The organism is Vibrio sp. FF266 (genome assembly GCF_041439695.1).
GTDB lineage: Bacteria > Pseudomonadota > Gammaproteobacteria > Enterobacterales > Vibrionaceae > Vibrio > Vibrio tasmaniensis_A.
This window is the reverse complement of sequence record NZ_JBGOOO010000039.1, coordinates 14,569-40,472: the sequence shown is the minus strand read 5'-3', so window position 1 is coordinate 40,472 and position 25,904 is coordinate 14,569. Positions and strand designations below refer to the sequence as shown.

The following is a 25,904-nucleotide window of genomic DNA, read 5'->3' as shown; positions in this document are numbered from 1 at the left end:
TATTCATCAACGAGTGCCCACACAGATTGATAGGTTTAAATTGTTAAAGAGCTTCTCTTCGTTGTGACTTACATCACTTCGGAAGAGGCGGCCATTCTAGCGTTTTAATTCTCAGTGTCAAACACTTTTGAAAATTAATTTCTACTTTCTAAAAGTAGAAGCGAATTATCGCTTAAAGCTAGTTGCCTTACTAACATTCTTCGCTGAAGCCTTGTGGCGTCTACCGTGTCAGTGAGGCGGCATTATAGAGATGTTCCTCACATTGGCAAGTGTTTATTAAAGAAAAATGTAAAAATAACGGTTAGATGACGAATAAACACTCAAAGCCTTATTTGTGCAAGTTTAACTACAAAGTACCTACAGAATAACCACAGACTTATCCACAATTGCTCTAATTTTCACCCTAGAAAACAAAAAAACTGCCTTATGGCAGCTTTTTAAATGGCAATGAGTCTAAATCCCAGAGCCATATTGCTCTCCATCGTCTTCATGGAGACCACATTCTCGTTTTAGACCATTAAAACGGGTTTCTTCTTCAGTCATACCCGGTTCCCATTTCTTAGTAGTATGAGTATCTCCAACAGAAAGGTACCCCTGATCGCGAAGTGGGTGGTAACTGAGACCATGCTCCTCTAAGTAATAATGAACATCTTTATTTGTCCAATCAATTACTGGCAAGAACTTAAACACACCATTTTGGATAGATAAGATAGGTAAGTTTGCACGCGATTGAGATTGCTCTCTTCTCAACCCAGAAAACCAAGTGCCTGCCTCTAGTTCATCCAACGCTCTTCTCATCGGTTCAACTTTATTAAGCTTGTTGTACTTCTCTATCCCTTCTATACCTTGATCCCAAAGTTTGCCATATTGCGCTTCTTGCCAATTAGGGCTCTGCTGAGAACGAAAGACTTGAAGGTTTAGAGTCAACTTCTGACTTAACTCATCGATAAATCGATACGTTTCCGGGAATAGATACCCAGTGTCCGTAAGAATAACCGGAATATCTGGTTTTGCTTGAGTCACTAAGTGCAGCATCAACGCCGCTTGGATTCCGAAACTAGAAGACACCACATGTGTCCCTTCTAAATGTTCTAGTGCCCACTTAACTCTTTCTAATGCGGTTAGCTGCTCTAACTCAGCATTGATTTGTCCAAGACGAAGTATTTGCTCCGTCTTAGTCAATGCGAGTAGCTCTGCTAACTTCAGTTTTGAAGCGACAGAATTATGCATGCAGATCCCTCTTTGAAATGATCACCTCTTCGATGATGCCAGCTCGGATTGTAAAATCACCGAACCCTTCATTGTCGTTACGTTCCGTAGCCCAACGTCCCACCAGCGAATCAATCTCTTCTAAGATCTGAGCTGAAGTGATGTTCTCTTTATACATCTTCGGGATACGAGTTCCGGCTTTGTTGCCACCTAAGTGCATGTTGTAACGCCCCGGCGCCTTACCGACTAAACCCAACTCAGCCAACATTGCACGACCACAGCCGTTTGGACAACCCGTGATGCGAAGGATGATGTTATCTTCTTCTGGTAATCCGTGTTTCTTCAGAATGTCTTCAACATCCGTTACAAACTCAGGAAGAAAACGTTCGGCTTCTGCCATTGCTAACGGACATGTTGGGAATGCCACACACGCCATTGAGTTCTTGCGCTGTTCTGAAACGGCATCATCCATCAGACCGTATTGACGTGCCAGCTTTTCAATTTGTGCCTTTTGGCTCTTAGGTACACCTGCAACAATGAGATTTTGGTTCGCTGTCATGCGGAAATCACCTTTGTGGATCTTCGCTATTTCAGCAACACCTGTTTTCAGCGCTTTACCCGGAAAATCAAGTAAACGACCATTTTCGATGAATAACGCTAAGTGGTGCTTACCATCAATACCTTCCGCCCAACCGATACGGTCGCCACGGCCAGTAAACTCATAAGGACGACTTTCAGCAAACTCAACGCCTGCACGTTTTTCTACTTCTGCTTTGAATACATCAATACCAACACGGTCTAGTGTGTATTTGGTTTTGGCATTCTTACGATTCGAACGGTTACCCCAGTCACGTTGTGTCGTCACAACAGCTGCCGCTACATCTAACGTTTTCTCTAATGGCACAAAACCAAAGTCGTCAGCTTTACGTGCATAAGTAGAAGTATCGCCGTGCGTCATTGCAAGACCACCGCCCACTAATACGTTAAAGCCCACCAGCTTTCCGTCTTTAGCAATCGCAATAAAGTTAAGATCGTTAGCATGAACATCTACGTCATTTTGCGGAGGAATTACAACCGTCGTTTTGAACTTACGTGGTAAGTAGTTACTACCTAAGATAGGTTCTTCATCTGTTGTTGCGAGCTTTTCACCATCTAACCAGATCTCAGCATAAGCACGAGTTTTAGGTAATAGGTGTTCACTGATCTTTTTCGCCCACTCATAAGCTTCTTGGTGTAGCTCGGACTCAACCGGGTTCGTGGTACACAAAACATTTCGGTTTACATCACCCGCAGTAGCGATCGAATCAATACCAATACTGTTTAGTGTTTGGTGCATTAACTTAATGTTCGGCTTCAACACACCATGGAACTGAAAGGTTTGACGTGTTGTTAGACGAATTGAACCATAAGAGGTGCTTTCATCTGCGAATTTATCAATCGCGAGCCACTGCTTAGGAGTGATGATGCCGCCTGGCATACGCGCACGTAGCATTACATTATGTAAAGGTTCTAATTTTTGCTTGGTACGTTCGTTACGAATATCACGGTCATCTTGTTGATACATACCGTGGAAACGGATCAGTTGAAAGTTATCTGCGGTAAAACCACCAGTGATACGATCTTGAAGATCTTGTTCAATCGTACCGCGAAGGTTTTTACTTTCACGCTTCAGACGTTCATTGTCAGCCAAAGGTCCCAGTACTTGACCTAGCACTTCTTGCTCTATTACTTGCTTGCTCATTAGTACACATCCCTTTGGTAACGTTTCGCTTTACGTAAATCATTAATATATTGTTCAGCTTGTTCGCGGCTCTGATTGCCATGTTTTTCCGCTATCGTAACTAACGCTTCATGGACATCTTTTGCCATTCGAGTTGCATCGCCACATACATAGAGGTACGCGCCCTCTTGAAGCCATTGCCAAACCTGCTCTGCCTGCTCAATTAATCGGTCTTGAACATAAACCTTTTCTTTTTGATCACGACTAAACGCAACATCAAGCTTGGTTAATGCACCAGATTTAAGATACCTCTGCCATTCAACTTGATATAAGAAATCTTGAGTAAAGGTACGGTCACCAAAGAACAACCAGCTTTTACCTTCAGCGTCATTGTTTTCACGCTCTTGAACAAAACTACGGAAAGGTGCGATACCTGTACCCGGGCCAACCATGATGATTGGTGTGTTGTCGTCTTGCGGCAGTTTGAAGTTATTGTTGTTCTCTACAAACACCTTAACTTCACCACCTTCTTCAAGGCGTTGAGCTAAGAAACTTGAAGCACCACCCAGACGAGATTCATCGCCCTTTTGGTATTCAACCAGACCAACCGTTAAGTGAACTTCTTCATCCACTTCAGCTTGGCTTGATGCAATAGAATAGAGGCGTGGAGTTAACTTACGTAGTAGGCCAATCAGTTCATCAGCCGATAGCTTGGTCTTCTTCTCAGCTAAAACATCAACAACTTGAGTATTACCCGCGTATTCACGAAGCTTGTCTTTATCTTCCACCAGCTTAATTAACTTCTTGCTGCCCGATAGCTCAGCAAACTTAGTCACTAGCTGAGGGTTTGAAGATGTAATCTCAAATTTGCTGACGAGTGCGCTATGCACAGACAAGTTGTCACCATCGACATCGACACTTTCGATACCAGACAGCCCAACCTTAGAAAGAATTTGATTTGCGAGTTCTGAACTGTTTTCAAACCATACGCCTAGCGCATCACCCGGTTGGTAAGTAATACCCGACTCATCAAGATCAATTTCGATATGACGAACATCTTTGCCCGAATCACGACCAGTGATCTTTTGGCTCGTCAATAATGTCGCGGTGTATGGGTTTTGTTTGGTGTATTGCGAATGACCAGCAGCCGCTTGACCGACTGGTAATTGAACCACATCGGCTTCAGTACCTGTCGATAGCGTCTCTTTTACTTGCTCTAATGCTTTAGCGCGCCATTCCGTTGCTGATTCTTCGTAATCAACATCACAATCAAGACGGTCAACAAACGATTTAGCACCAAGCTTAGCGAGGAAGTTATCGAAGTCTTTAGCCGTTTGGCAGAAGAACTCATAGCTTGAGTCACCTAAACCAATCACACCGTATTGTAGGTTTGATAATTTTGGCGCTTTCTTCGATTGAAGGAATTCATGCAACTCAATAGCGTTATCAGGGGCTTCGCCCTCACCATTGGTTGAAGCTACAAAAATGACGTGTGTCTCTTTGGCTAAGTTCTTACCTTTATAATCACTTGCATCGAAAAGCTCGACAGCAATCCCTAAGGCTTTCGCTTCTGCCTCAAGCGATTCGGCGACACCTTTCGCATTACCGGTTTGGGATGCGAAGATAATGCTGAGCTTACCCGCAGGTTTTGCGGCTACTGCAGCGGCTGCTTGAGCGATTGGCGCGGCGGCCCCCACCGGCTGAGTTTGGCTCACACCCCAAAGGTAACCACTGACCCATGCCAGTTGTTGAGAAGATAATTCAGAAACAGTTTGCTGAAGATGACCCAATTGTTGGTCATTAAGTGGTGCTGCTAGCCCAGGTAACTCAGTAGCCCCAGACTGTGCATTATTATTTTGTGAAGACTCTTTCTTATTTAAAGACATGGTCACGACATCCCTAATCATTGCGTGACGATAGATTAACCACTCCTTTTAATAACAAGAAAGAATAGAAAAGTATGTTTTATAACTTTTTGGAAGTAAAAACCGATTGAAACGTCAATTGAGTTACTGATTTTCAATACGAACTTGTTGAAAGCCAACCGCCATTGCCGACTTAGATGCTAGGTCTAAATCCGCGTAATGACACTCTTCACCATGAACATCAGTAAGCAAAACAAAGCCACCGCCCATATGGCGAAACTCCACAACCCAAGACCCCTCTTGAATTGAGGGCTCTATGATCGCTTCAACCAACAGATTTTCTCGATATAAATTTCGTAATTCATTGAGTGTCATATTCCATCCCTTGCTTTGACCTCACAACATAGACCTTATAAGAATAGACGCTAATTAGATCTCTGTATTAAGGATGGTCGAAAGTGATGAATGTGCTAACTAATTCCAGAAAAGTATATACCCAAGTAACTTCAAGATGCTTGGGTATAACCAATAGATATAAAAAAACGCCACTTAATAAAGTGACGTTCTTAAATTTCGTTCTAGATTCGTTTTAATTGCCTAAAAGCGTACTTCTACGCCAGCAAACCAACCATCAACCATAACAAACGATTTAGGTGGCCCTGGCTTTGGGTCATCTAACGGATCAGGTTCTTTGTCTGTCTCAAGAGGTTTGTTCAGCTCTGAAGAGAAGAATTTGTCCGAATCAAGGTCGATCACACGATAGCCACCACGAAGTGCTATTTCAGTATCTGCCACTGGAATACGGTACTGAACACCCGCCATCAAATCGGTACTCTTAATACCGTTGCTATCACCAAATTCCATCGTACCAATGATATCAAGCTGAGTATTAGGGACATTGATTTCTGCGTTACCGTAGAAGCTCCAGGTAAACTCATCAAAACTTGTCGTTTTCGAACTGTACGGATCTTTGTAATGTGAGTTTGCATACTGAGTAAATGTCACACCCGCATCGAAGTTCATCAACTTGTGATCCAACATTGTGTAGTAGAACGTGTAGTCATACTTATCAAACGCTAACAATGTTGTATCAACAGTAGAGTAGCGGAAACTCGCATTTGGCAGCTTAGGGGCATTATGCTCAAATGCGAAATACAACGAAGGTGAGTTTGAGTCACTCGACCTAGCTTCGTTCAGCTTTGTACTTCCCCACCACATATCAGCACCGATCTTAGTCGTGTAAGAAAACTCTTCTTCAGCGGACACAGCCGAACTTAAAGAAAGCATTCCCACTAAAGCAATTAATGGCATTTTATTCATTTGAGATAGCTCCAATTCCATATCGTTGTGCTAATTGTATGCACATTCATAGATTATTGGGGAAAATTCTACCACACATCTTAAATTCTAAAACGATAAACCGCTGACGAGTAAAGATTTGACGACACGATGACCTTAATAACGTCTTTGGTTAGAGCTGTGTACATAGTTTTTGAAAAACCACACACCCACTGCAATCACGATCAGCCAAGGCAGCAGTTTAAACACAACGCCCATCATACCTAAGACCAGCATGACCGCTAACGCGATTCCGGTTGCCGCTAGTACCGTCATAAACGTAATACCAGTAACGAGTAAAGTTGCGACGAAAATAAGAACAAAGATTAATTCAAACATAATGGTCTCCCTAATGAGTTCATGACCTATCTTTCCTACTTTCTAACATTGCAGCTTCCATACCAAGTTAGCCACAACCATAAACTCCTTATTTATCAGGCAAATAAAAAGCCACGCATCTTCATGCGTGGCTTTTCGGAAACTCACAGTGGTAAATTTAGCCTCTAATGGCGAATTTAGCCTTGTTATTTAAACCTTAAGCTTCTAACTTTTAATTCTTAGCTTTTGGCTTTTGCTTTAACCTTAAGGGCGTCTATACATTTAGCTCTTTAGGGATCTTAGCCAATGCCGTCTGAATCACCTCAATGCCCGCGCCTTTCTTATGTGCATTCTCACTGATGTAACGACGCCATTGTCTTGCGCCCGGCATGCTTTGGAACAAACCAAGCATGTGACGAGAGATATGACCAAGGCTCGCTCCATTCGAAAGCTGACGCTCAATGTACGGGTACATCTCTTCAACCACTTGTGAACGCTTCTTGATTGGCGTGTCTAAACCAAAGATCTGCTGATCAACTTCAGCCAAGATAAACGGGCTATGGTATGCCTCACGACCGATCATCACACCATCAAGGTGCTGCAAGTGCTCTTTAGTCTGTTCTAATGTTGTGATACCACCATTTACCGCAATCACAAGATCTGAGAAGTCTTTCTTGATTTGGTACGCGCGATCGTAATCTAGCGGTGGGATCTCACGGTTCTCTTTCGGGCTAAGGCCACTCAACCACGCCTTACGAGCATGGATAGTAAATTGCTCACAACCGCCCTTTTCAGAAACAGTAGAAACAAACTTAGTCAGAAACTCGTAAGAGTCTTGGTCGTCGATACCAATACGCGTTTTCACCGTAATTGGAATATCCGTGACTTCTTTCATCGCTGACACACAATCTGCCACCAGCTCAGGCTCAGCCATTAGGCAAGCACCAAAGCGACCATTCTGAACTCGGTCTGAAGGACAACCTACATTGAGGTTCACTTCATCATAGCCACGCTCTCCAGCAAGCTTGGCACAAGCCGCCAAATCAACCGGGTTTGAACCACCAAGTTGAAGAGCTAATGGGTGTTCTTGCTCGTTATATTCTAGAAAGTCGCCCTTACCATGTAAGATCGCGCCTGTTGTGACCATTTCCGTGTACAGAAGCGTCTGCTGAGATAGCAAACGGTGAAAGTAACGACAGTGGCGGTCAGTCCAATCCAACATGGGTGCAACGGATAAGCGGTTAGCCGCGTATTTACTGGTATTGTCAGGTTTCATAAAGCGTTACTCAAAATCTATACACTGCATATATATACAGAAACTCGCTAGTTCTGCCGCAAACTCACCCACTCAGTACGCCTATAGTACGTATTGATGAAGTGAAACGAAGGCATCTAGCATTAAAAAGAACACTTCAAAGCGGTGAATCACGCTTCACAGTGGACATTGTAGTCAAAAATAATTGGGCGATTATACACAGGGAATCGAAAACATTCAGGAACAAAGACGAACTTATTTTCCCTTACAACTCACGAAGTGTTAGTGCAGGTTTGCAGCGAGTAAGAAACGAATTGGGTATTGAGGATTTGAGGTATCACGACCTACGAAGAGAGGGAGCAAGTCGATTGTTTGAAAAGGGCTACTCAATTGAAGAAGTAGCCCAAGTCACTGGGCACAGGAATCTGAACATTCTTTGGCAAGTTTATACTCAATTGTTTCCGCACAATTTACATAAAAAATAGATCATTGTCTTATCCATAAGAATACTCAATTGATCGCGTATTCATATGAGCACATAATGGCCTTTTACCTTAAAAATAGGAAGGTTATATGAGCGTTCATCATTATTTCCCGAGATTACGTTGGAAAGCCGCAGAATGGGAAGCTCTTCAATTGCTTCCAAGTAGTGTTTTAGAGGGGGTCACTCCCATTTTCAATGTTCTAAACATTGATTGGGATTATGTAAATAGTTGTTATAAAAAAACGCTAGCGGATTACCTGAGTAATTTCGGATCAACATTGGCAACGTCTTGGACTTTACCTCGAGCGGTTATGCTTGATGTTGAGCACTTAGATATCCATAGCTCTGTGACTCATCACCCACTAGATATATGTTGCCATGACGCCAACACACATGGGAAAAGTATAATTCCTGTGTATTCACCTCATTACTCAAACAACTATCTTTTATCAGTGCAAAGAAACAATCACCACGGCGTAGCGCTGAAGCTAAAGGCCGGCCTATTGTCACAAGGGCACTACCAATTGAATTCTATCTTGGCTGCAATAGGAGTTGCCTCAAACCAAGTAGACCTAATCATAGACTTTGAAGATATTGAGACGAATACTGCGCAGCATGTTCAGCAAACAATTACGACTTGCCAGAACTTAATTAACGCTGCTAGTTGGAGAAATATTATTATCTCTGCAACGTCTTATCCAGCATCGCAAGCCGGTATCCCACAACATGCTATTCACTTGCATAGACGTGAAGAATGGGATCTTTGGAAGAGCGTAATCCAATCACGACAACTATCTAAAACACCTGGATTTAGTGACTACCCGACAGCCTCAGCTCAGGTAACGCAGGTAGACCCTAGATTTATGTCTCAGTATGTATCGATTCGCTACTCTGATGAGACATATTGGATTTTTGTAAAGGGTACTGCAGCAAGAGGGAATGGCTGGGGGCAAACACAACAACTTTGCGATATTTTGGTGAACTCACCTTACTATTACAGCCCTCAATTTAGCTGGGGAGATCTGTATATTAGCGAGCGAGCGCAAGGTACAAATCGAAGCGGAGGCTCTAAAGAATGGAGAAAAGTAGCACATACTCATCATTTAACTTTAGTTGCAGGCCAATTGCTTAATCTCTCAGCAACACACCCTGCAATCTGATTAAGCCCCCTTCCAGTCAGGCCTTTGTTTAAGTAATACACGTACCTCATCTCGGAGTTTATTTTCAGGAATACATTCCGAGATTATTGGCCAGAGTAGGTGTCTCGGCTTACTTTTATTCCCTTTAATAGCTCCCCATTTATCAAGTAAATTCAAGCATTCTTCTTTCCAAAGTAGTTGAACTAAACTAATAGGGTCAATCTGTTTATTCTTTTTTTCCGCACGTTCATGAGCTATGTGATAGCTACCATTCTTTCCTTCAGATACAATTTTCAATCCCCACCATTCAGGAACGATTTTTTTTGCTTCCAAGAAATGATTTTCAGCGACAACTAACGTGACTTTGTCCATTACAGCAGAGTAATACTGTACCTGACTTGGCAACCTGTCCAACGTATCTTTTGAGCTTTTTAGCTCATAACCATGCAGTGAACCATTAACAACTGCAATGTCAACGCGGCAAGCCCCCAAACAAATACCTAACTCATCAACAACCAATGTATCAGGATCGTTATGATGCTTTTTAAGAAGTTTTTTGTGTACTGCCCGACGGACATCTATATCATTCATTTCCACACCAATACAGCTAGACACTTTTGAGGGCGGGTATCATAGCTCCAAAGTTGAGTCCAAACAATTTATACCAATCAAATATGTTTTCGATTGTATATCCCATATTGTAAATCAGTACATATTTTCATGCCTCCCAGTAACAACAGTGGGTCATATATCCAAAAATCGCCAATTCAATGTGATTTCCCCTCCAATCTAACTAACCTTAATCCATCTTTTCCATCATTAAGCGCAGCCACTTAACATCGGTCTTGAGTGTAATGCCAACGCCCACACCGCTAGATAACGCACTAACAATGGCGATTATTAATGTTTGATACTCTGCCATTACTTGAACTCATTGCGTAGGGTTTCCCATAGGCCAAATACTATTGGAGTACTTGCGCCAATAATGCCTCCGAATTGAACACCGTCTGCCGATACACTCGCGGTGATAAGTTCAGGGTGACCAGATACCAAAACTGCTCCTGCGCCAGATAACACTTAACCCTTTTTAGTCGATGACAGGCCAATGTCGATTAAGAACTTTCGCCCAATAAGCACATTGTTGCAATTGATATTTTCAAACTCATTCACCAGATCTCTAATTCAGCTTGATTAATCAGTTATGCCTTGAGTCACACTGTCGTTTTGAGTTACCTTGTCTTATTCAAAGTCGTAGGTCACAATACGCTCTGTACCTGACTTTAATAAAATCAATGTCTCCTCAAACAAGGTTACCTAGCAATAGGGGCTGAATGGGGATGTTTGATTGAACGGTGAAAAATTTGGACCACACATTAATAGAGCAAGTTGAAGGGATATGCGTATCGCGAGGTGTTAGGCTAACACCCCAAAGAAAGCGAGTGTTTGAGCTTATCCTATCTAATAAAAAAGCCTCCAGTGCTTATGAATTATTAGAGCAATTGAAAGTCAGTGAACCGCAAGCCAAGCCTCCTACAGTTTATCGCGCTTTGGATTTTTTGTTAGAGCAAGGGTTCATTCACCGAGTTGAGTCAACGAATAGCTTTATATGCTGCTGCTCTTGCAATGCCAACACGCATTTTTCCCAATTACTGATCTGCGATAAATGTGGCACTGTGATAGAATTACAAGACGATGCGCTTGTCGCCCTACTCGCGAGTAACGCCGAGCAGCATGGATTCAAGTTGACCAACCATGTCATTGAATCGCATGGCATTTGCCAAACTTGCTCCTCCGAAATGAAAGAATAAGATTATAGAAGAACATTATGCGCGCTGAATTTGTAAACCCGTTTTTAGCTTCTTTGATGAACGTACTAAAAACGATGGCATCTCTAGAATTAAAGCCTCAGAAACCAAGAGTGAAGAAAGATGAAATCGCTCGTGGTGATGTGTCCGGCCTAATTGGTATGGTTGGTACACAGTCTCGTGGCTCAATGTCGATCACCTTTGATGAAGGGCTTGCTCTAGAAATCATGGAAAACATGCTAGGTGAACGACCAAACGGTTTGAACGAAGAAGTGACCGACATGGTGGGTGAAATCACTAACATGGTAACCGGTGGCGCAAAGCGTATTCTTGCAGAAAGCGGCTTTGACTTCGATATGGCAACGCCAATCGTGGTTTCAGGTAAAGGCCATACTATTCGTCACAAGTGTGAAGGCGCAATCATCATCATGCCTTTCTCATCTCAGTGGGGTAATGCTTTCATCGAGATCTGTTTCGAATAGAGACAATCGACTAAATAAAAAGCGAAAGGCTGACGTACATACGTCAGCCTTTTTTTATTGCCGTAAATCAACGGACATAAAAAACGCCAACCGAAAGGTTGGCGTTTACAATTATTACTTGGTGTTACTTAAACAGTCTTAAGCTTTCAGCGCTTTAAATGCGTTGATTAGACCGTTAGTAGAGCTGTCGTGAGACGTTACTTGTGCATCGTCTGCAAGCTCTGGAAGAATTTGGTTTGCTAGTTGCTTACCAAGTTCTACGCCCCATTGGTCGAAGCTGAAGATGTTCCAGATAACGCCTTGAACGAAGATCTTGTGCTCGTACATCGCGATTAGGTTACCTAAAGAGCGAGGGTTGATTTGCTTAACAAGAATAGAGTTCGTTGGGCGGTTACCTTCAAATACTTTGAAAGGTACTAGCTCAGCAACTTCTTCAGTTGTTTTGCCAGCCGCTAGGAATTCAGCTTCTACTGTCTCTTTTGTCTTACCGAAAGCTAGCGCTTCAGTTTGAGCAAAGAAGTTAGACATTAGCTTCTGGTGGTGATCAGATGCTGGGTTGTGGCTGATAGCCGGAGCAATGAAGTCTGATGGGATCAGCTTAGTGCCTTGGTGAATCAGTTGGTAGAACGCGTGCTGACCGTTTGTACCAGGTTCACCCCAGATGATAGGGCCTGTTTGGTATTCTACTGGGTTACCTTCACGGTCAACGAATTTACCGTTAGATTCCATATTACCTTGCTGGAAGTAAGCAGCAAAACGGTGCATGTATTGATCGTAAGGTAGGATTGCTTCTGACTCAGCGCCGTGGAAGTTGTTGTACCAAACACCAATTAACGCAAGGATCACTGGAATGTTGCTTTCAAATTCCGTTGAAGCAAAGTGGTTATCCATCTCATGTGCGCCATCGAGTAGCTCAGCGAAGTTATCGAAGCCGATAGATAGTGAGATAGAAAGACCGATCGCTGACCATAGTGAGTAACGACCGCCTACCCAATCCCAGAATTCGAACATGTTGTCAGTATCAATACCAAACTCAGCAACTGAAGCCGCGTTTGTTGATAGTGCTGCGAAGTGCTTAGCAACATGTGCTGAGTCGCCTGCTTCAGCCAAGAACCAATCACGCGCAGAGTGTGCGTTCGTCATTGTTTCTTGAGTGGTAAATGTCTTAGATGCCACTAGGAAAAGTGTTGTTTCTGGGTTAAGAGGCTTAAGTGTCTCAACGATGTGAGTGCCGTCTACGTTAGAAACAAAGTGCATGTTTAGGCGAGTTTTGTATGGCGTAAGTGCTTCAGTTACCATGTATGGACCAAGGTCTGAACCGCCGATACCGATGTTGACGACATCAGTGATCTCTTTACCTGTGTAACCTTTCCACTCACCAGAAACGATACGGTGTGTGAACAATTCCATTTTTGCTAGTACTGCGTTCACTGCTGGCATTACGTCTTTGCCATCAACCATTACTGGCTTGTCGCTACGGTTACGTAACGCAGTGTGAAGAACTGAACGACCTTCAGTCTTGTTGATTGCATCACCGCCGAACATTGCTTCGATTGCAGACTTAACTTCAGTCTCGTTCGCAAGAGCAAATAGGTGCTGCATCGTTTCAGCGTCGATAAGGTTCTTAGAGTAATCCACTAAGATGTCTGAACCGAAACGAGTAGAAAAGCTCTCGAAACGCTTTGCATCTTGAGCAAATAGCTCTTTCATATCCATATCTTGAGCAGACTCAAAATGTGCAGTTAGAGCTTTCCACGCTTGTGTTTGCGTTGGGTTGATATTTTTCAACATGGTATCTATCCCGATGTTACTGTAGGTTTTATTCTAGACGTCACCAAAGTGATGAATAGAACCCCCGATTAGGCGAAAGTTTATATTTTTCTATGATGACCAAATCGCATCACCACTGAAAGATTCTTTGTAATTTTTTTTCACGACGTATTATGCCGCATATGAAGAGCGGTACCTTGAGATAAATCAGAATTAGATTTCCTGATAGAAGAATCGGTACTGACTCTAGCGCTCACTTCATTAAATGTGAGCGAAACCTGATAAATTCAAGTTCAAAAGATAGCGTTAAACCACTTTTTTTCCAAATACATTATAGAGGATGGCGTATGTGGATTCAGAAGACGATACACCTACACGCACAAAAACGTGGATTTCATCTCATCACTGATGAAATTGAACAACAGATATCCGATATCCATTCACTGTCTGTTGGTTTATTACATCTATTCATTCAGCATACATCTGCTAGCCTTACGCTAAATGAGAACGCAGACCCTACTGTCCGCACTGATATGGAATCACACTTTAATAAGTTTGTTCCCGAACGAGCACCCTACTACAAGCACACCTACGAAGGTGATGATGATATGCCCGCTCACATTAAAGCATCGACACTTGGTACCAGTGTGACAATTCCAATTACCAATGGTCGTCTAGCATTAGGGACATGGCAGGGCATTTACTTAGGTGAACACCGAGATTGTGGCGGAAGTCGTACCGTTATTGCGACCATTCAAGGTGAGTAACGTTACGTCATCAACAATGAAATACCGCTTAACGAACATAATGGTAGAAAACAAAAAAGGGTGACACAGTTATGTGTCACCCTTTAAAAATATAAGAGAGTCGAGTTGGTAAAACCAGAATTAGAAAGGCTGGTTTATCATAACCCTAAAGGTCCCTTCATCACCGCCTCGCGCTAATTCAGCACGTACAACAATGCCTTCAACCTGGAAACGAACTGCGCCGCCTAGGCTCCATTTCATGTCTGTGTGCAGTGTTTTGATATCGTACTCATCAGCAACACGCCCGACTTCAGCAAACGCCACCCACTGCCACCAAGGCAAATCGTAGTAGTTAATCAGTGGGATATCGTCCAGCGGTTGCCAATCAGGAAGCACTCGATATTCCGCAGAGTAGTGAATAGCAGAACGACCGTGGTAACGGCCTCCGGTATAACCTCTTAAGCGATATAAGCCACCGAGTCGAGCTTGCTCTGTTTCCGGTGGACGAGCACAATCTTGCCCTGAACAGTTGCCCCACGTAGGTGTGTCAGCGGTATAGACATCAAATGCCACGACTTGTTGGTCGAACAAGTTCCCCAAAGGACCCAATGCAAAATACTGACTGTTTTGGAATGTCCACTTCAGCCATAAGTCATCGTTAGACCAACTTTCAGCGCCGGTAGTAAACTCAAGATTGGTATGAGACCCCTTGGTTGGGTTGCGTGTGCTATCACGGTTATCCCAATCAAACGCCAAACTAAAACCTGTCGCTTGTTCGCTATTGTTTAAGCCTTCTAGCTCACGAGCCGTATAGAAAGGCGTAAAGACAATCGAACTGACACCTGACTCTAATGGGGAAGCAAAGCTCACATCTTTGATGGGTTGGAAAGCTCCTAGCAAGCCATGCTCTGCAACATTGCCCCAAGGCAGCAGATACTTAAACTCAACCTGATAGTTTTCTTCTAAGCCGTCGGCAATGGTTTTATCATCAATGGATGAATCATTATCGCCTTGAGAGCCAATGTAATACGGGTTTTCGTTAAAGCGAGCTTGGTACATCTGAGTACTGAACAATACGTTCTCAGACAGTGCGAAGTTAAAGGCTGATAAGAAACCAACGTAGCTGTCTTTATCTGAATAAAGCGCCATGCCAAACAGAGCGGCTTGAGGTTGCCAAACACCCTTTGCGACACCAGCAACCCCGAAGGTATTACCCATGGTTTCAGTACTAAAATAGAAAGGAACAAAGGCTGAATCTTTTTCTTCACTCACAGCGGGAGAAGACAAGCTGACACTGGTTAATGCCATTGCAGACATTAACCAGTGTCGAGTCGTTCGTATGAACATCATTTACTTATAGGATCCATAGTTACTTCGCATTAGTTACTTCACATTAGCTACTTCACGTACTCCATCGCAACACGCGAAGTCAGCTTAGTGACCAGCTCGTAAGCGATAGTGCCAATATGTTCTGCGACTTCTTCTGAAGGTAAATCTTTACCCCATAATGTTGCTTCATCACCGACTTTATCTGCCGCATCAGGCCCAAGATCAACCGTTAACATGTCCATTGATACACGTCCTGCAATCGGTACTTTTCGGCCGTTAACGAATACTGGAGTGCCGTTAGGAGCAGTGCGAGGATAACCATCACCATAACCTATCGCGATCACACCAACCTTGGTATCTCGCTCACTGGTCCAGTTACCGCCATAACCCACACTTTCACCCGCTTTAACATCACGAACGGCTATCAGGTGAGAGGTCAAAGTCATTACAGGATAAAAGCCGAGATCTTGCGCTGATTTATCAGCAAAAGGAGAAACACCGTAAGAGATAATTCCCGGGCGAACCCAATCAAGATGGCTGTCTGGCCAAGCCAATAGACCCGCAGAAGCAGCAAGTGAACGCTCACCTTCACAACCGTCGGTGAGCGATAAGAAAAGCTCGGTCTGTTCAACGGTGGTTGCTCTATCAAGTTCATCAGCACAACCGAAGTGGCTCATGTAGCGCAGAGGTTTAGCAACATTCGCACATTGATGTAAGCGCTCAACAAAGTTTTGGTATTGCTCAGGACGAGCACCTAGGCGATGCATACCACTGTCGACTTTTAGCCAAACCACAACAGGTGTTTCCAACTCTGCATTCTCTAGCGCGCTTAATTGCTCTTCACAGTGCACCACAGTTTGGATGTTATTGGTCACCAAGATTGGCAAATCACCCGAAGAATAAAACCCTTCTAGCAACAAAATAGGTTTAACAATGCCACCAGCACGAAGCTGTAATGCTTCTTCAATACGCGCCACACCAAAAGCATCAGAGCTTTTTGAATGCTTGGCAATATGCAGTAAGCCATGTCCGTAGCCATTGGCTTTCACAACAGACATTACCTTGCAATGAGGAGCCTTCGACTTTATCTGGTTCAGGTTATGTTCAAGCGCGTTTAAGTCAATACTCGCCGTCGCTGCTTTCATGTAAGTCATTAGTGATTACTCATCATCAAATGCAGGACCTGCATAGTTATCAAATCGGGAGTGTTGACCTTGGAACGTAAGACGAACCGAACCGATCGGACCGTTACGTTGCTTACCAAGGATGATTTCAGCGATGCCTTTCAATGAACTATCTGGGTTATAAACCTCATCACGATAGATAAACATGATTAAGTCGGCATCTTGCTCGATCGAACCTGATTCACGCAAATCCGAGTTAACTGGGCGCTTATCAGCACGTTGCTCTAGGGAACGGTTAAGCTGAGAAAGTGCCACAACTGGCACGTTGAGCTCTTTTGCTAGTGCTTTCAATGAGCGAGAAATCTCGGCGATCTCTAGAGTACGGTTATCAGATAACGAAGGTACACGCATTAATTGAAGGTAATCTATCATGATCATAGAGATACCATCATGCTCACGAGCAATTCGTCGAGCTCGAGAACGTACTTCTGTTGGCGTTAGACCCGAGCTGTCATCGATATACATATTCTTCTTATCCATCAGAATACCCATACTCGACGAGATACGAGCCCAATCTTCATCGTCTAACTGACCGGTACGAATCTTGGTTTGGTCTACGCGAGAAAGTGATGCAAGCATACGCATCATCAGCTGTTCAGCTGGCATCTCTAGCGAGAAGATTAACACTGGCTTGTCTTGCTTCATCGCTGCGTTTTCACATAGGTTCATCGCAAACGTGGTTTTACCCATCGATGGACGCGCAGCAACAATGATTAAGTCAGAACCCTGAAGGCCTGCCGTTTTCTTATTGAGGTCGTTGAAACCCGTATCGACACCTGTCACACCATCTTGTGGCGATTTATATAAGATTTCGATACGTTCTAGCGTCTTCTCTAGAATGCTATCAACGTTTTGTGGACCTTCATTTTCACTTGCTCGGCCTTCGGCAATCGCGAAAACTTTACTCTCAGCAAGATCAACAAGTTCTTCCGATGTACGACCTTGCGGGTCATAACCAGAATCCGCAATTTCATTTGCTACACCAATCAGGCTACGCACCAATGCACGTTGTGCCACGATATCTGCATAGGCATTGATGTTTGCCGCACTTGGCGTATTTTTCGCTAGGTCAGCAAGGTAAGCAAAGCCACCCACTTCTTCAAGTTGCTCACGCAGCTCTAAATGTTCAGAGAGTGTAATAAGATCCAGAGGAGAGCTTTCTTCAAGGATATCCTTTACCGCTTCAAAGATCAGACGGTGAGGACGGCTATAAAAGTCTTTGGCCACAACCTTTTCGGCCACCGTATCCCAGCGTTCGTTATCCAATAACAAACCGCCAATAACAGATTGCTCAGCTTCTAATGAATGTGGCGGGACCTTGATGGCGTCCACCTGATCGTTGGCTGATTTCTGACTTTTGGTATCCACTATGACTACACTCAATAACTAATAATGATCGTTCATTATACCCAAGAACATCCGTTTGTAATCCGATCCTATGAGTTTGTTTTATTCTTCAGCAAGAATTTACCTATTGCTGACGGAATTAACCAAAGGTAGCATTACGATCCTTCCATTCATTCACTGTATAACTGAGGTATGCGTGTCCAAATTATTGGCTCTGAGCACTGGTCTTCTAAGCTATAGTCTTCTAAGCATCGGTCTCCTGAGCACTCCGTCGGCCTTAGCGGATGATGCTAAAGCCTCTGTTGATGCAATCCTCGACTCGATAGTGGTACCAGAACCGGCTGCTGAGCCGATCGTCGTTGCACCGACACTTGAAAAAGATATGGATATCGCACCGAGTGATTCAGAACTGCCGAACCCACTGAATACTGAAGTCGAATTTGGATATCAGTCGCATACTGGTAATTCTGATTCTCGATCGCTGAATGCACGCCTGAACGGTGAGTACACGGCTGGCCGTCATAGAACCAGTGGCGAATGGAAATACTACAATCTCTACAAAGATGGCGAAGAAGATAAAAGGCAATCGACATATTCTGCTCAGAGTGACTACAAGTTAAGTCCGAAAACCTACCTCTATGGCAGCTTTAAAGGGGTCGATTCACGATACAGTGCTTATTTTAAGGACTACACCGTTTCTAGTGGTCTAGGTTATCAGTTTTCGAATACAGAAGAGTTTGTGTTGGAGGTTGAAGTGGGCCCGGGTTTTCGTTACCAAGAACCGAACCTTGATGAAATAGACGATGATGACATCATCTTCCCAGAGATCGTTGAAGAAGCGATTTTCCGTGGCAATGTAAATACATCATGGCAGGTATTGAAAAATTTGAAGCTCAAAGCCGATGTGACGTTGGTATCCGGCCACAGCAACCTAAAATTTGATACTGAATTAGAAGCCATCAACGATATTACCGACAATATCGCACTGAAGATTGCTCACTCTCGACAGTACCACGACAAGGTACCTGAAGGGTTGAACAAAGAAGATTCCGTACTGTCTGTAAATCTACTTTTTCAATTCTAAATTTGAGAGCGGGTAGAACGATGTATCGATAAAGAACACCCTCGTTTTTTACTATGTAAGCCCCTCCTCTCTAGTGCTTTCTACTCCTGCAATAGTCGCTGTTCCAAAAAGCTTAAAACTCATATTGCAGACATAAAAAAACACCAGCCGAAGCTGGTGTTTAAAACTTTCAAAAGAAAGAATTCGTCTTGGTACTGAAATTACTCAGCTGCAACGATAGCGATTTTCGCAGTAGCAAAAACTTCAGAGTGAAGTTGGATGCTTACTTCGAATTCGCCGATGTTACGTAGAGCGCCTTCAGGTAGGCGTACTTCGCTCTTAGCTACTGCAACACCTGCCGCTGTAATAGCGTCAGCGATGTCACGAGTACCGATAGAACCGAATAGTTTACCTTCGTCACCAGCTTTAGAAGCGATTGTAACGCCTTCTAGAGTGTTAACGCTCTCAGCGCGAGCTTCTGAAGCAGCTAGTTGCTCAGCAACTTTAGCTTCTAGTTCTGCACGACGAGTTTCGAACATAGCAACGTTGTCTTTAGTTGCCATAACTGCTTTACCCTGTGGGATAAGGAAGTTACGAGCGTAACCAGATTTAACGTTTACTTGGTCGCCAAGGCCACCTAGGTTACCGATCTTATCAAGTAGAATAACTTGCATTATCTTAGTCCTCTTAAACTATTATTAACTATTACCGATTACTGATGCTTGTCAGTGTACGGTAGTAGTGCTAGGTAACGAGAACGCTTGATAGCGCGAGCTAGCTGACGTTGGTATTTAGCACTTGTACCAGTGATACGGCTAGGTACAATTTTACCAGCTTCAGTGATGTAGTTTTTTAGAGTTGCTACGTCTTTGTAGTCAATCTCTTGTACGCCTTCTGCAGTAAAACGGCAGAATTTACGACGACGGAAGAAACGAGCCATGGGCTATCTCCTGATCTAAATTTAATAATGCGGTACTCACACGAACTTATAAATAAGTCTAAGCAAATGCTTGTAGTGAGAATACCTAAACGAGTTGAATAAAATTTAATGACCTAAAAGGCCAAAAAAGAATTACTCAGCAGCAGCTTCTGGCTTAGCTTCTTCTTCACGACGTGGTGCACGTTCTTCACGGTCATCACGACGAGGAGCACGCTCTGCACGCTCTTCTTTTTGCTTAAGCATGATAGATTGCTCAGTCACAGCGCCTTTAGTGCGCATGATCATGTTACGTAGAACTGCATCGTTAAAACGGAAAGCAGTTTCTAGCTCGTCCATCACTTCTTGGCCAGCTTCAACGTTCATAAGAACGTAGTGAGCTTTGTGAAGTTTGTTGATTGGGTAAGCCATTTGACGGCGGCCCCAGTCTTCTAGACGGTGGATAGTACCACCAGCTTCAGTGATTGAACCAGTGTAACGCTCGATCATGCCAGCAACTTGCTCGCTTTGATCAGGGTGAACCATGAATACGATTTCATAATGACGCATTTGGTTGCTCCTTACGGATTATTAGCTTCCACGAAAGGCTCGGTCGTCCAAGGGAAGCAAGGAACTAAAGAAAAATGACCGAGTTTTAAGGACGGCAAATATTATAGAAAGAACCCGGTATTGGCAAGCGGTATTTGGCTAATAATGAAACAGTTTTTCTGTCGCCATCTAGCCATCCGACAAACCGATGGCTTTTGCTATAACAGCCTAAAAAGAAACGCTCACCAACAAGAGGCGAGCGTTAATAAATTCATAGACTTAGGGTCGTTTTGCCTTTTGACTCAGCTTAACCCTATTGAGCTAGGCGCTGACGTACCGCTTCGAACAGACAGATGCCTGATGCTACCGAAACGTTTAGGCTCGACACGCTGCCTGACATTGGAATCTTAATTAGGTCATCACAGGTTTCACGCGTTAAACGACGCATCCCGTCACCTTCTGCACCCATAACTACCGCAAGAGGACCCGTTAGCTTCGCTTGATAGATATCATGCGTTGCTTCACCTGCGGTACCCACGAACCATACACCCTGCTCTTGCAGTGCACGCATTGTACGAGCTAGGTTGGTTACGCGTACTAGAGGAACGGTTTCAGCTGCGCCACAAGCAACCTTACTTACGGTTGCCGTTAGCGGCGAAGAGCGGTCTTTCGGTACGATAACAGCAGCAACACCCGCGGCATCCGCATTACGCAGACAAGCACCTAGGTTATGAGGGTCTGTTACGCCGTCTAGAACCAACAGCAGAGGCTGTTCGTGCTGCGCAAGGATATCGTCTAGGTGAGTTTCATTAAGCTGCTTAGCAGGCTTCACCTTAGCAATAAGACCTTGGTGATTCGCACCTTGTGCTTTTTCATCAAGCGGCTTACGACCCATTTGTTGAATCGATACGCCAAATTGCTGCAATTGATTCAGTAATGGAAGCAGGCGATCGTCTTGACGCCCTTTCAGTACATAGGCTTCGATAAAACGTGCTGGATCTTTTTCTAGTACGGCTTTCACCGCGTGAATACCGTAAATAAATTCGTTACTCATTGTCTCTGGTTACTCTTATTGCTCAGAGGTGAATGTCATCAAACCCGATGCACCCATCTCTGTATTGTTTATTTCGAGAGCATGCATCTTCCGTCTGATACTCTCGCATTTAAATTCGTTAGACGTTTAAGCCCTACTCGTCACTGTAATGACGATAGCTTAAGACTTATCAGCCTTTGGCTTACGGCTTGCTGCACGCTTTTTCTTTGCACGAGCTTTAGCAGCACCAGTTTTATTCGCTGGCTTTTTCTTCTTAGCTGAGCTTTCGCTACTTCCATCAGGTCGTTTAGTTGGTTCAACTAAAGGCGTTGCAGGTACACCCGGCTTATTGCTCTTCACCGCTGAACGCTTCTTGCTTTTCGCCTTTTTCATCGCTTCAGCAGCACGCTTCTTGGCTGTTTTACCTTTACCACGCGGCTGACGATCGGTGTCTTCTAAATCAAAGTCGATTTGACGAGTTTCTAAGTTAACCGCAGAAACCTTCACTTTAACCGAATCACCCAAGCGGTAAATATTACCTGAGCTTTCACCCACTAGACGCTGACCAACAGCATCAAATTGGTAGTAGTCATTCGCTAGCGCAGAAATATGTACCAGACCATCGATGTGCAGTTCAGTTAGACGCACAAAGAAACCGAAGCCAGTCACGTTGGCAATCACGCCATCCATCACTTCGCCAACATGGTCTTGCATGTATTCACATTTCAGCCAGTCGTTCACTTCACGTGTAGCATCATCAGCACGACGCTCAGTCATTGAACACTGTTCGCCGTAGAAGTCCATATCATCGAAAGTGTAGTGGTAACCACCGGTTGGCGTCCAACGCTCGCTGTTACGACCTTCTTCTTTCGCAATAAGGTACTTAATCGCACGGTGCAATAGCAAATCTGGGTAACGACGAATTGGCGAGGTAAAGTGAGCATAGCGTTTAAGAGCTAGACCAAAGTGACCCGCGTTATCCGCGTTGTATACCGCTTGCTTCATTGAGCGTAGCAGCATAGTTTGGATTAATTCACGATCTTCACGTTCGTTAATCTGCTGCATCAGTTGTGCATAATCTACCGGAGATGGCGACAGGCCACCTTCCAGCGTTAAACCTAATTCACTTAAGAAACTCTTAAAGCCCATTAAGCGCTCTTCACCCGGAGTATCGTGAACACGGTACAGCGCAGGCTCTTTTGCTTTTTCTACATAAGATGCCGATGCGATATTCGCAAGAATCATACATTCTTCGATGATCTTGTGTGCATCGTTACGGATTACTGGCTCAATACGGTCAATCTTACGATCCGCATTGAAGATAAACTTAGTTTCTACCGTTTCAAATTCAATCGCACCACGTTCGTCACGCGTTTTCTTAAGCACCTTGTACATATTATGAAGCTCTTCAAGATGTGGTACTTCTGGTTCGTAACGTTCACGTAATTCTTCATTGCCATCTAAGATCGCGCCTACTTTGTTATAAGTAAGACGAGCATGGGAATTCATGACTGCTTCGTAGTGCTTGTAGCCTGACAGTTTACCTTTGTCTGAGATAGTCATCTCACACACCATACACAAACGGTCGACTTGAGGGTTCAATGAACACAAACCATTTGAAAGTACTTCTGGTAGCATTGGGACAACTTGTGACGGAAAGTATACCGAGTTACCACGGTTAATCGCTTCTTTGTCTAGCGCTGTCTCTGGGCGAACGTAGTAACTTACGTCAGCAATCGCTACCCATAAACGCCAGCCGCCGCCTTTCTTCGCTTCACAGTAAACCGCATCATCGAAGTCACGCGCATCTTCGCCATCAATCGTAACCAATGGGAGTTTGCGTAGATCAACACGTCCTTCTTTTGCTTCTTCAGGAACATGCTCACCAAGATTTTCGATTTGCTTATCTACCGCTTCAGGCCACTCTTGTGGGATCTGGTGAGTACGGATCGCGATCTGCGTTTCCATACCCGGAGCCATATTCTCACCAAGAACTTCGGTCACTTTACCCATCATGTTACGAGAACGACCACCACGGTCCGTAATTTCAATCACAACCACATTACCCATTCGAGCACCGCCTTTATGCTCAGTTGGGATCTGGATGTCGTGACTAATACGCGAATCATCAGCAACCACATAAGAATGGCCGTACTCTAGGAAGAAACGACCAACAAGTGGCGTTTTACGCTCTTCAAGCACACGAACCAAACGGCCTTCACGACGGCCACGCTTACTGTTGTCAGTAGGCTGAACCAATACGTAATCACCGTGCATGATGGTTTTCATCTGATGATGCGGCAGCACGATATCATTGTCTTTACCCACACTGCCGTCTGGGCGTACCCAACCATGACCGTCTTTATGACCAATCACAAAGCCTTTAATCAATTCCATCTTCTCAGGCAATGCGTAACACTGACGACGGGTAAAGATAAGCTGCCCATCACGCTCCATTGCACGTAAACGACGACGCAGCCCTTCATATTGTTCCTCTCCAGCCAAACCCAAAGCTTCGAATAGATCGTTGCGGTTCATAGGAATATTCGCGTCTGTTAGAAACGAAATAATGAACTCACGGCTTGGTACTGGGTTTTCGTAATTTTTCGACTCTCGGTCGGCAAAAGGATCAACAGTGGTTGTCGCTGTCGTGTTTTCTGACATTGGTGTGTTTTTTGACATAGGCGGGCCTGCTTAAGCAAGGAAGGTATATTACCCCTAGTATATCTGATGCTAGAGGTAAGCTACAGATATGCTTTGGAAAAGCCTAAAATAACCTAAGATTGATACATATCTTCACTTTGTTAAACATCACTTCATAGACGCGGACTATCATCAAAATTTCAAGCAAACGATAAAACAAACGTTTGCGCCATGAATGAAATACACTATTATCCACACACTTTAACAACACCTGTTCTGAGTATTGATATGAAACTAAAACGCACCCTATTGGCTTCAGCGATGGCAAGCCTAGCTCTATTTCCATTTGCGAGTTCAGCAATGGAAAAAGCTGACCTGATGATAACCGATGCCATGGTTCTAACCATGAACCAAGAAAAAACGGTTTACGAGAGCGGCACTGTTGTGGTCAAAGACAACAAAATCATTGCGGTTGGCGATGCTTCACTAGAGAAGCAGTACCAAGCTAAACAAGTGCTAGACGTTGATGGCGATATCGTAATGCCAGGTCTCATCAATACTCATACTCACGTATCCATGACGGTTTTCCGTTCGTTGGCCGATGATGTGCCTGATCGCTTGCACCGCTACATCTTCCCACTTGAAGCTAAGTTAGTATCTCGCGATATGGTTCGTATAGGCGCTAACCTTGGTAACGTTGAAATGGTAAAAGGTGGCGTAACTACTTACGCTGATATGTACTACTTTGAAGACGAAGTGGCTAAAACTGTTGATAAAATTGGTATGCGTGCAGTATTAGGCGAAACAGTAATCAAATTCCCAGTGGCTGATGCAGCAAACGCAGAAGAAGGTATTAAATACGCTTTAAACTTCATTGAAGAATATAAAGATCACCCGCGTATTACGCCTGCATTTGCTCCTCACGCCCCTTACACAAACACAACCGAAGTCCTTCAAAAAGTAGCAAAGCTTTCTCTAGAACTTGATGTTCCAGTAATGATTCACTTAGCTGAATCTCATCGTGAAGAAGAAAAAATTGCAAAACGAGCTGAAGGTTTATCTCCGGTTCAATACATGGACAGCATTGGTGCACTAAACAAAAACTTAGTTGGCGCACACATGATCCTAGTAGACGATCATGATATCGAGCTAGTGAAAAAATCAGATATGGGCGTAGCTCACAACATGAGTGCTAACATCAAGTCAGCAAAAGGCGTGTCACCTGCGCTTAAGATGTATGACGAAAATGTACGTATCGGTTTAGGTACTGATGGCCCAATGTCAGGTAACACATTGAGCACCATTGATGAGTTCAACCAAGTCGCTAAGGTTCACAAATTGGTGAATAAAGATCGTGCTGCAATGCCGCCGATCAAAGTGATCGACATGGCAACAATGGGCGCAGCAAAAGCACTACACATGGAAGATAAGATCGGTTCTCTTGAAGCAGGCAAACTAGCCGACATCATAGTGATCGACACCAAGGCTCCAAACATGGTTCCTGTGTACAACCCATACTCAGCATTAGTTTACTCAGCTAACTCGGGGAACGTTCGTCACACCATCGTTGATGGCAAGATCATCATGCAAGATCGCGACATGCTAACGGTCGATGAAGATCAAATTCGCCAAGAAGCACTCGATTTCACCAAAGTCGTTCGTAAGACGGTAATTGAATCTGGTGAAGTTGTTCAGTAACGTCATCGAAT

26 protein-coding genes are annotated in these 25,904 nt (G+C 43.9%); 7 read left to right on the top strand and 19 right to left on the bottom strand.

All coding sequences use genetic code 11. From position 1 onward, the window contains the following. Nucleotides 1-453: 453 nt before the first annotated feature. From ACED59_RS20525 to dusA, 7 genes are all read right to left on the bottom strand, one after another. Nucleotides 454-1,230: a phosphoadenylyl-sulfate reductase gene (locus ACED59_RS20525; RefSeq protein ID WP_017097267.1), complete on the bottom strand. Its 777-nt coding sequence runs from the start codon at nucleotides 1,228-1,230 to the stop codon at nucleotides 454-456. Continuing rightward, nucleotides 1,223-2,950 carry an assimilatory sulfite reductase (NADPH) hemoprotein subunit gene (gene cysI, locus ACED59_RS20520; protein ID WP_017097266.1) on the bottom strand — a complete coding sequence of 576 codons (1,728 nt, stop codon included), beginning with the start codon at nucleotides 2,948-2,950 and terminating at the stop codon, nucleotides 1,223-1,225. Before cysI ends, ACED59_RS20525 begins: the two co-directional genes overlap by 8 nt. Beyond that, complete coding sequence (locus ACED59_RS20515; protein WP_032499707.1) at nucleotides 2,950-4,815, bottom strand: assimilatory sulfite reductase (NADPH) flavoprotein subunit; 1,866 nt, start codon at nucleotides 4,813-4,815, stop codon at nucleotides 2,950-2,952. The genes cysI and ACED59_RS20515 overlap by 1 nt, the downstream gene beginning before the upstream one ends. Nucleotides 4,816-4,938: 123 nt before the next feature. Further along, entirely contained in the window at nucleotides 4,939-5,169 is a 231-nt protein-coding gene (locus ACED59_RS20510) for a hypothetical protein (RefSeq protein ID WP_004735813.1), read from the bottom strand. Between the two features lie 222 nt (nucleotides 5,170-5,391). Further along, a complete protein-coding gene (locus ACED59_RS20505) occupies nucleotides 5,392-6,114 on the bottom strand; it encodes a TIGR04219 family outer membrane beta-barrel protein (protein ID WP_080518003.1) in 723 nt (240 codons plus the stop codon). Nucleotides 6,115-6,249: 135 nt separating this feature from the next. Beyond that, on the bottom strand, nucleotides 6,250-6,471 hold the full coding sequence (pspG, locus tag ACED59_RS20500; RefSeq protein ID WP_009847904.1) for an envelope stress response protein PspG: 222 nt from the start codon (nucleotides 6,469-6,471) through the stop codon (nucleotides 6,250-6,252). Nucleotides 6,472-6,724: 253 nt separating this feature from the next. Beyond that, nucleotides 6,725-7,726, bottom strand: coding sequence for a tRNA dihydrouridine(20/20a) synthase DusA (dusA, locus tag ACED59_RS20495; RefSeq protein WP_009847903.1), 1,002 nt, complete (start codon nucleotides 7,724-7,726; stop codon nucleotides 6,725-6,727). 161 nt (nucleotides 7,727-7,887) lie between these two features. Here dusA and ACED59_RS20490 point away from each other — a divergent pair, with 161 nt between their 5' ends. Then, a complete protein-coding gene (locus tag ACED59_RS20490) occupies nucleotides 7,888-8,190 on the top strand; it encodes a tyrosine-type recombinase/integrase (RefSeq protein ID WP_017097264.1) in 303 nt (100 codons plus the stop codon). An 88-nt stretch (nucleotides 8,191-8,278) separates the two neighbouring features. Then, the gene (locus ACED59_RS20485) at nucleotides 8,279-9,349 is read left to right on the top strand and encodes a beta family protein (protein WP_017097263.1); all 1,071 of its coding nucleotides are present in this window, start codon (nucleotides 8,279-8,281) and stop codon (nucleotides 9,347-9,349) included. On the opposite strand, the gene ACED59_RS20480 is transcribed toward ACED59_RS20485, so the two are convergent. The 3 genes from ACED59_RS20480 to ACED59_RS20470 form a co-directional block, all read right to left on the bottom strand. Further along, a complete protein-coding gene (locus ACED59_RS20480) occupies nucleotides 9,350-9,919 on the bottom strand; it encodes a sce7726 family protein (RefSeq protein WP_017097262.1) in 570 nt (189 codons plus the stop codon). A gap of 208 nt (nucleotides 9,920-10,127) precedes the next feature. Beyond that, complete coding sequence (locus tag ACED59_RS20475; RefSeq protein ID WP_017097261.1) at nucleotides 10,128-10,250, bottom strand: hypothetical protein; 123 nt, start codon at nucleotides 10,248-10,250, stop codon at nucleotides 10,128-10,130. Further along, complete coding sequence (locus tag ACED59_RS20470) at nucleotides 10,250-10,405, bottom strand: hypothetical protein (RefSeq protein WP_158008829.1); 156 nt, start codon at nucleotides 10,403-10,405, stop codon at nucleotides 10,250-10,252. Before ACED59_RS20470 ends, ACED59_RS20475 begins: the two co-directional genes overlap by 1 nt. 275 nt (nucleotides 10,406-10,680) lie before the next feature. On the opposite strand from ACED59_RS20470, the gene zur reads away from it, so the two are divergent. Both zur and ACED59_RS20460 read left to right on the top strand, forming a co-directional pair. Next, on the top strand, nucleotides 10,681-11,136 hold the full coding sequence (zur, locus tag ACED59_RS20465; RefSeq protein WP_012603115.1) for a zinc uptake transcriptional repressor Zur: 456 nt from the start codon (nucleotides 10,681-10,683) through the stop codon (nucleotides 11,134-11,136). Nucleotides 11,137-11,153: 17 nt separating this feature from the next. Further along, nucleotides 11,154-11,615, top strand: coding sequence for a chemotaxis protein CheX (locus ACED59_RS20460; RefSeq protein ID WP_009847897.1), 462 nt, complete (start codon nucleotides 11,154-11,156; stop codon nucleotides 11,613-11,615). 138 nt (nucleotides 11,616-11,753) lie between these two features. Here the strand turns inward: ACED59_RS20460 and pgi are convergent, their stop codons facing one another. Beyond that, nucleotides 11,754-13,406 (bottom strand): glucose-6-phosphate isomerase, encoded by a 1,653-nt coding sequence (gene pgi, locus ACED59_RS20455; protein ID WP_017097259.1) that lies wholly within the window; start codon nucleotides 13,404-13,406, stop codon nucleotides 11,754-11,756. A gap of 326 nt (nucleotides 13,407-13,732) precedes the next feature. Here pgi and ACED59_RS20450 point away from each other — a divergent pair, with 326 nt between their 5' ends. Next, nucleotides 13,733-14,152: a secondary thiamine-phosphate synthase enzyme YjbQ gene (locus ACED59_RS20450; RefSeq protein WP_009847895.1), complete on the top strand. Its 420-nt coding sequence runs from the start codon at nucleotides 13,733-13,735 to the stop codon at nucleotides 14,150-14,152. A 120-nt stretch (nucleotides 14,153-14,272) separates the two neighbouring features. Here ACED59_RS20450 and ACED59_RS20445 read toward each other — a convergent pair whose 3' ends face one another. Genes ACED59_RS20445 through ACED59_RS20435 form a run of 3 tightly spaced genes read right to left on the bottom strand, consistent with a single transcriptional unit; the run spans nucleotide 14,273 to nucleotide 18,012 of the window. Continuing rightward, entirely contained in the window at nucleotides 14,273-15,478 is a 1,206-nt protein-coding gene (locus ACED59_RS20445) for a BamA/TamA family outer membrane protein (protein WP_032499706.1), read from the bottom strand. A gap of 50 nt (nucleotides 15,479-15,528) precedes the next feature. Beyond that, the gene (gene alr, locus ACED59_RS20440) at nucleotides 15,529-16,614 is read right to left on the bottom strand and encodes an alanine racemase (RefSeq protein ID WP_017097257.1); all 1,086 of its coding nucleotides are present in this window, start codon (nucleotides 16,612-16,614) and stop codon (nucleotides 15,529-15,531) included. 6 nt (nucleotides 16,615-16,620) lie between these two features. Next, nucleotides 16,621-18,012 carry a replicative DNA helicase gene (locus tag ACED59_RS20435; protein ID WP_009847892.1) on the bottom strand — a complete coding sequence of 464 codons (1,392 nt, stop codon included), beginning with the start codon at nucleotides 18,010-18,012 and terminating at the stop codon, nucleotides 16,621-16,623. A 175-nt stretch (nucleotides 18,013-18,187) separates the two neighbouring features. On the opposite strand from ACED59_RS20435, the gene ACED59_RS20430 reads away from it, so the two are divergent. Continuing rightward, entirely contained in the window at nucleotides 18,188-19,075 is an 888-nt protein-coding gene (locus ACED59_RS20430; RefSeq protein ID WP_029223846.1) for a DUF481 domain-containing protein, read from the top strand. 200 nt (nucleotides 19,076-19,275) lie between these two features. Here ACED59_RS20430 and rplI read toward each other — a convergent pair whose 3' ends face one another. From rplI to rnr, 5 genes are all read right to left on the bottom strand, one after another. Further along, the gene (gene rplI / locus ACED59_RS20425; protein WP_009847890.1) at nucleotides 19,276-19,728 is read right to left on the bottom strand and encodes a 50S ribosomal protein L9; all 453 of its coding nucleotides are present in this window, start codon (nucleotides 19,726-19,728) and stop codon (nucleotides 19,276-19,278) included. A 38-nt stretch (nucleotides 19,729-19,766) separates the two neighbouring features. Continuing rightward, nucleotides 19,767-19,994 carry a 30S ribosomal protein S18 gene (rpsR, locus tag ACED59_RS20420; protein ID WP_000090472.1) on the bottom strand — a complete coding sequence of 76 codons (228 nt, stop codon included), beginning with the start codon at nucleotides 19,992-19,994 and terminating at the stop codon, nucleotides 19,767-19,769. Nucleotides 19,995-20,126: 132 nt separating this feature from the next. Beyond that, nucleotides 20,127-20,540 carry a 30S ribosomal protein S6 gene (gene rpsF / locus ACED59_RS20415; protein WP_004735855.1) on the bottom strand — a complete coding sequence of 138 codons (414 nt, stop codon included), beginning with the start codon at nucleotides 20,538-20,540 and terminating at the stop codon, nucleotides 20,127-20,129. Between the two features lie 292 nt (nucleotides 20,541-20,832). After that, a complete protein-coding gene (gene rlmB, locus ACED59_RS20410) occupies nucleotides 20,833-21,573 on the bottom strand; it encodes a 23S rRNA (guanosine(2251)-2'-O)-methyltransferase RlmB (RefSeq protein WP_004735856.1) in 741 nt (246 codons plus the stop codon). A gap of 159 nt (nucleotides 21,574-21,732) precedes the next feature. Then, a complete protein-coding gene (rnr, locus tag ACED59_RS20405) occupies nucleotides 21,733-24,234 on the bottom strand; it encodes a ribonuclease R (RefSeq protein WP_017097255.1) in 2,502 nt (833 codons plus the stop codon). 249 nt (nucleotides 24,235-24,483) lie between these two features. Here rnr and ACED59_RS20400 point away from each other — a divergent pair, with 249 nt between their 5' ends. Next, complete coding sequence (locus ACED59_RS20400) at nucleotides 24,484-25,893, top strand: amidohydrolase (protein WP_009847887.1); 1,410 nt, start codon at nucleotides 24,484-24,486, stop codon at nucleotides 25,891-25,893. Nucleotides 25,894-25,904: the final 11 nt, after the last annotated feature.

Bases quoted from the DNA above. Each gene is read 5' to 3' on its own strand.
- ACED59_RS20525 (WP_017097267.1), bottom strand. From the start codon at position 1,230: ATGCATAATTCTGTCGCTTCAAAACTGAAGTTAGCAGAGCTACTCGCA.
- cysI (WP_017097266.1), bottom strand. From the start codon at position 2,950: ATGAGCAAGCAAGTAATAGAGCAAGAAGTGCTAGGTCAAGTACTGGGA.
- ACED59_RS20515 (WP_032499707.1), bottom strand. From the start codon at position 4,815: ATGTCTTTAAATAAGAAAGAGTCTTCACAAAATAATAATGCACAGTCT.
- ACED59_RS20510 (WP_004735813.1), bottom strand. From the start codon at position 5,169: ATGACACTCAATGAATTACGAAATTTATATCGAGAAAATCTGTTGGTT.
- ACED59_RS20505 (WP_080518003.1), bottom strand. From the start codon at position 6,114: ATGAATAAAATGCCATTAATTGCTTTAGTGGGAATGCTTTCTTTAAGT.
- pspG (WP_009847904.1), bottom strand. From the start codon at position 6,471: ATGTTTGAATTAATCTTTGTTCTTATTTTCGTCGCAACTTTACTCGTT.
- dusA (WP_009847903.1), bottom strand. From the start codon at position 7,726: ATGAAACCTGACAATACCAGTAAATACGCGGCTAACCGCTTATCCGTT.
- ACED59_RS20485 (WP_017097263.1), top strand. From the start codon at position 8,279: ATGAGCGTTCATCATTATTTCCCGAGATTACGTTGGAAAGCCGCAGAA.
- ACED59_RS20480 (WP_017097262.1), bottom strand. From the start codon at position 9,919: ATGAATGATATAGATGTCCGTCGGGCAGTACACAAAAAACTTCTTAAA.
- ACED59_RS20475 (WP_017097261.1), bottom strand. From the start codon at position 10,250: ATGGCAGAGTATCAAACATTAATAATCGCCATTGTTAGTGCGTTATCT.
- ACED59_RS20460 (WP_009847897.1), top strand. From the start codon at position 11,154: ATGCGCGCTGAATTTGTAAACCCGTTTTTAGCTTCTTTGATGAACGTA.
- pgi (WP_017097259.1), bottom strand. From the start codon at position 13,406: ATGTTGAAAAATATCAACCCAACGCAAACACAAGCGTGGAAAGCTCTA.
- ACED59_RS20450 (WP_009847895.1), top strand. From the start codon at position 13,733: ATGTGGATTCAGAAGACGATACACCTACACGCACAAAAACGTGGATTT.
- ACED59_RS20445 (WP_032499706.1), bottom strand. From the start codon at position 15,478: ATGTTCATACGAACGACTCGACACTGGTTAATGTCTGCAATGGCATTA.
- alr (WP_017097257.1), bottom strand. From the start codon at position 16,614: ATGACTTACATGAAAGCAGCGACGGCGAGTATTGACTTAAACGCGCTT.
- rplI (WP_009847890.1), bottom strand. From the start codon at position 19,728: ATGCAAGTTATTCTACTTGATAAGATCGGTAACCTAGGTGGCCTTGGC.
- rpsR (WP_000090472.1), bottom strand. From the start codon at position 19,994: ATGGCTCGTTTCTTCCGTCGTCGTAAATTCTGCCGTTTTACTGCAGAA.
- rpsF (WP_004735855.1), bottom strand. From the start codon at position 20,540: ATGCGTCATTATGAAATCGTATTCATGGTTCACCCTGATCAAAGCGAG.
- rlmB (WP_004735856.1), bottom strand. From the start codon at position 21,573: ATGAGTAACGAATTTATTTACGGTATTCACGCGGTGAAAGCCGTACTA.
- rnr (WP_017097255.1), bottom strand. From the start codon at position 24,234: ATGTCAAAAAACACACCAATGTCAGAAAACACGACAGCGACAACCACT.
- ACED59_RS20400 (WP_009847887.1), top strand. From the start codon at position 24,484: ATGAAACTAAAACGCACCCTATTGGCTTCAGCGATGGCAAGCCTAGCT.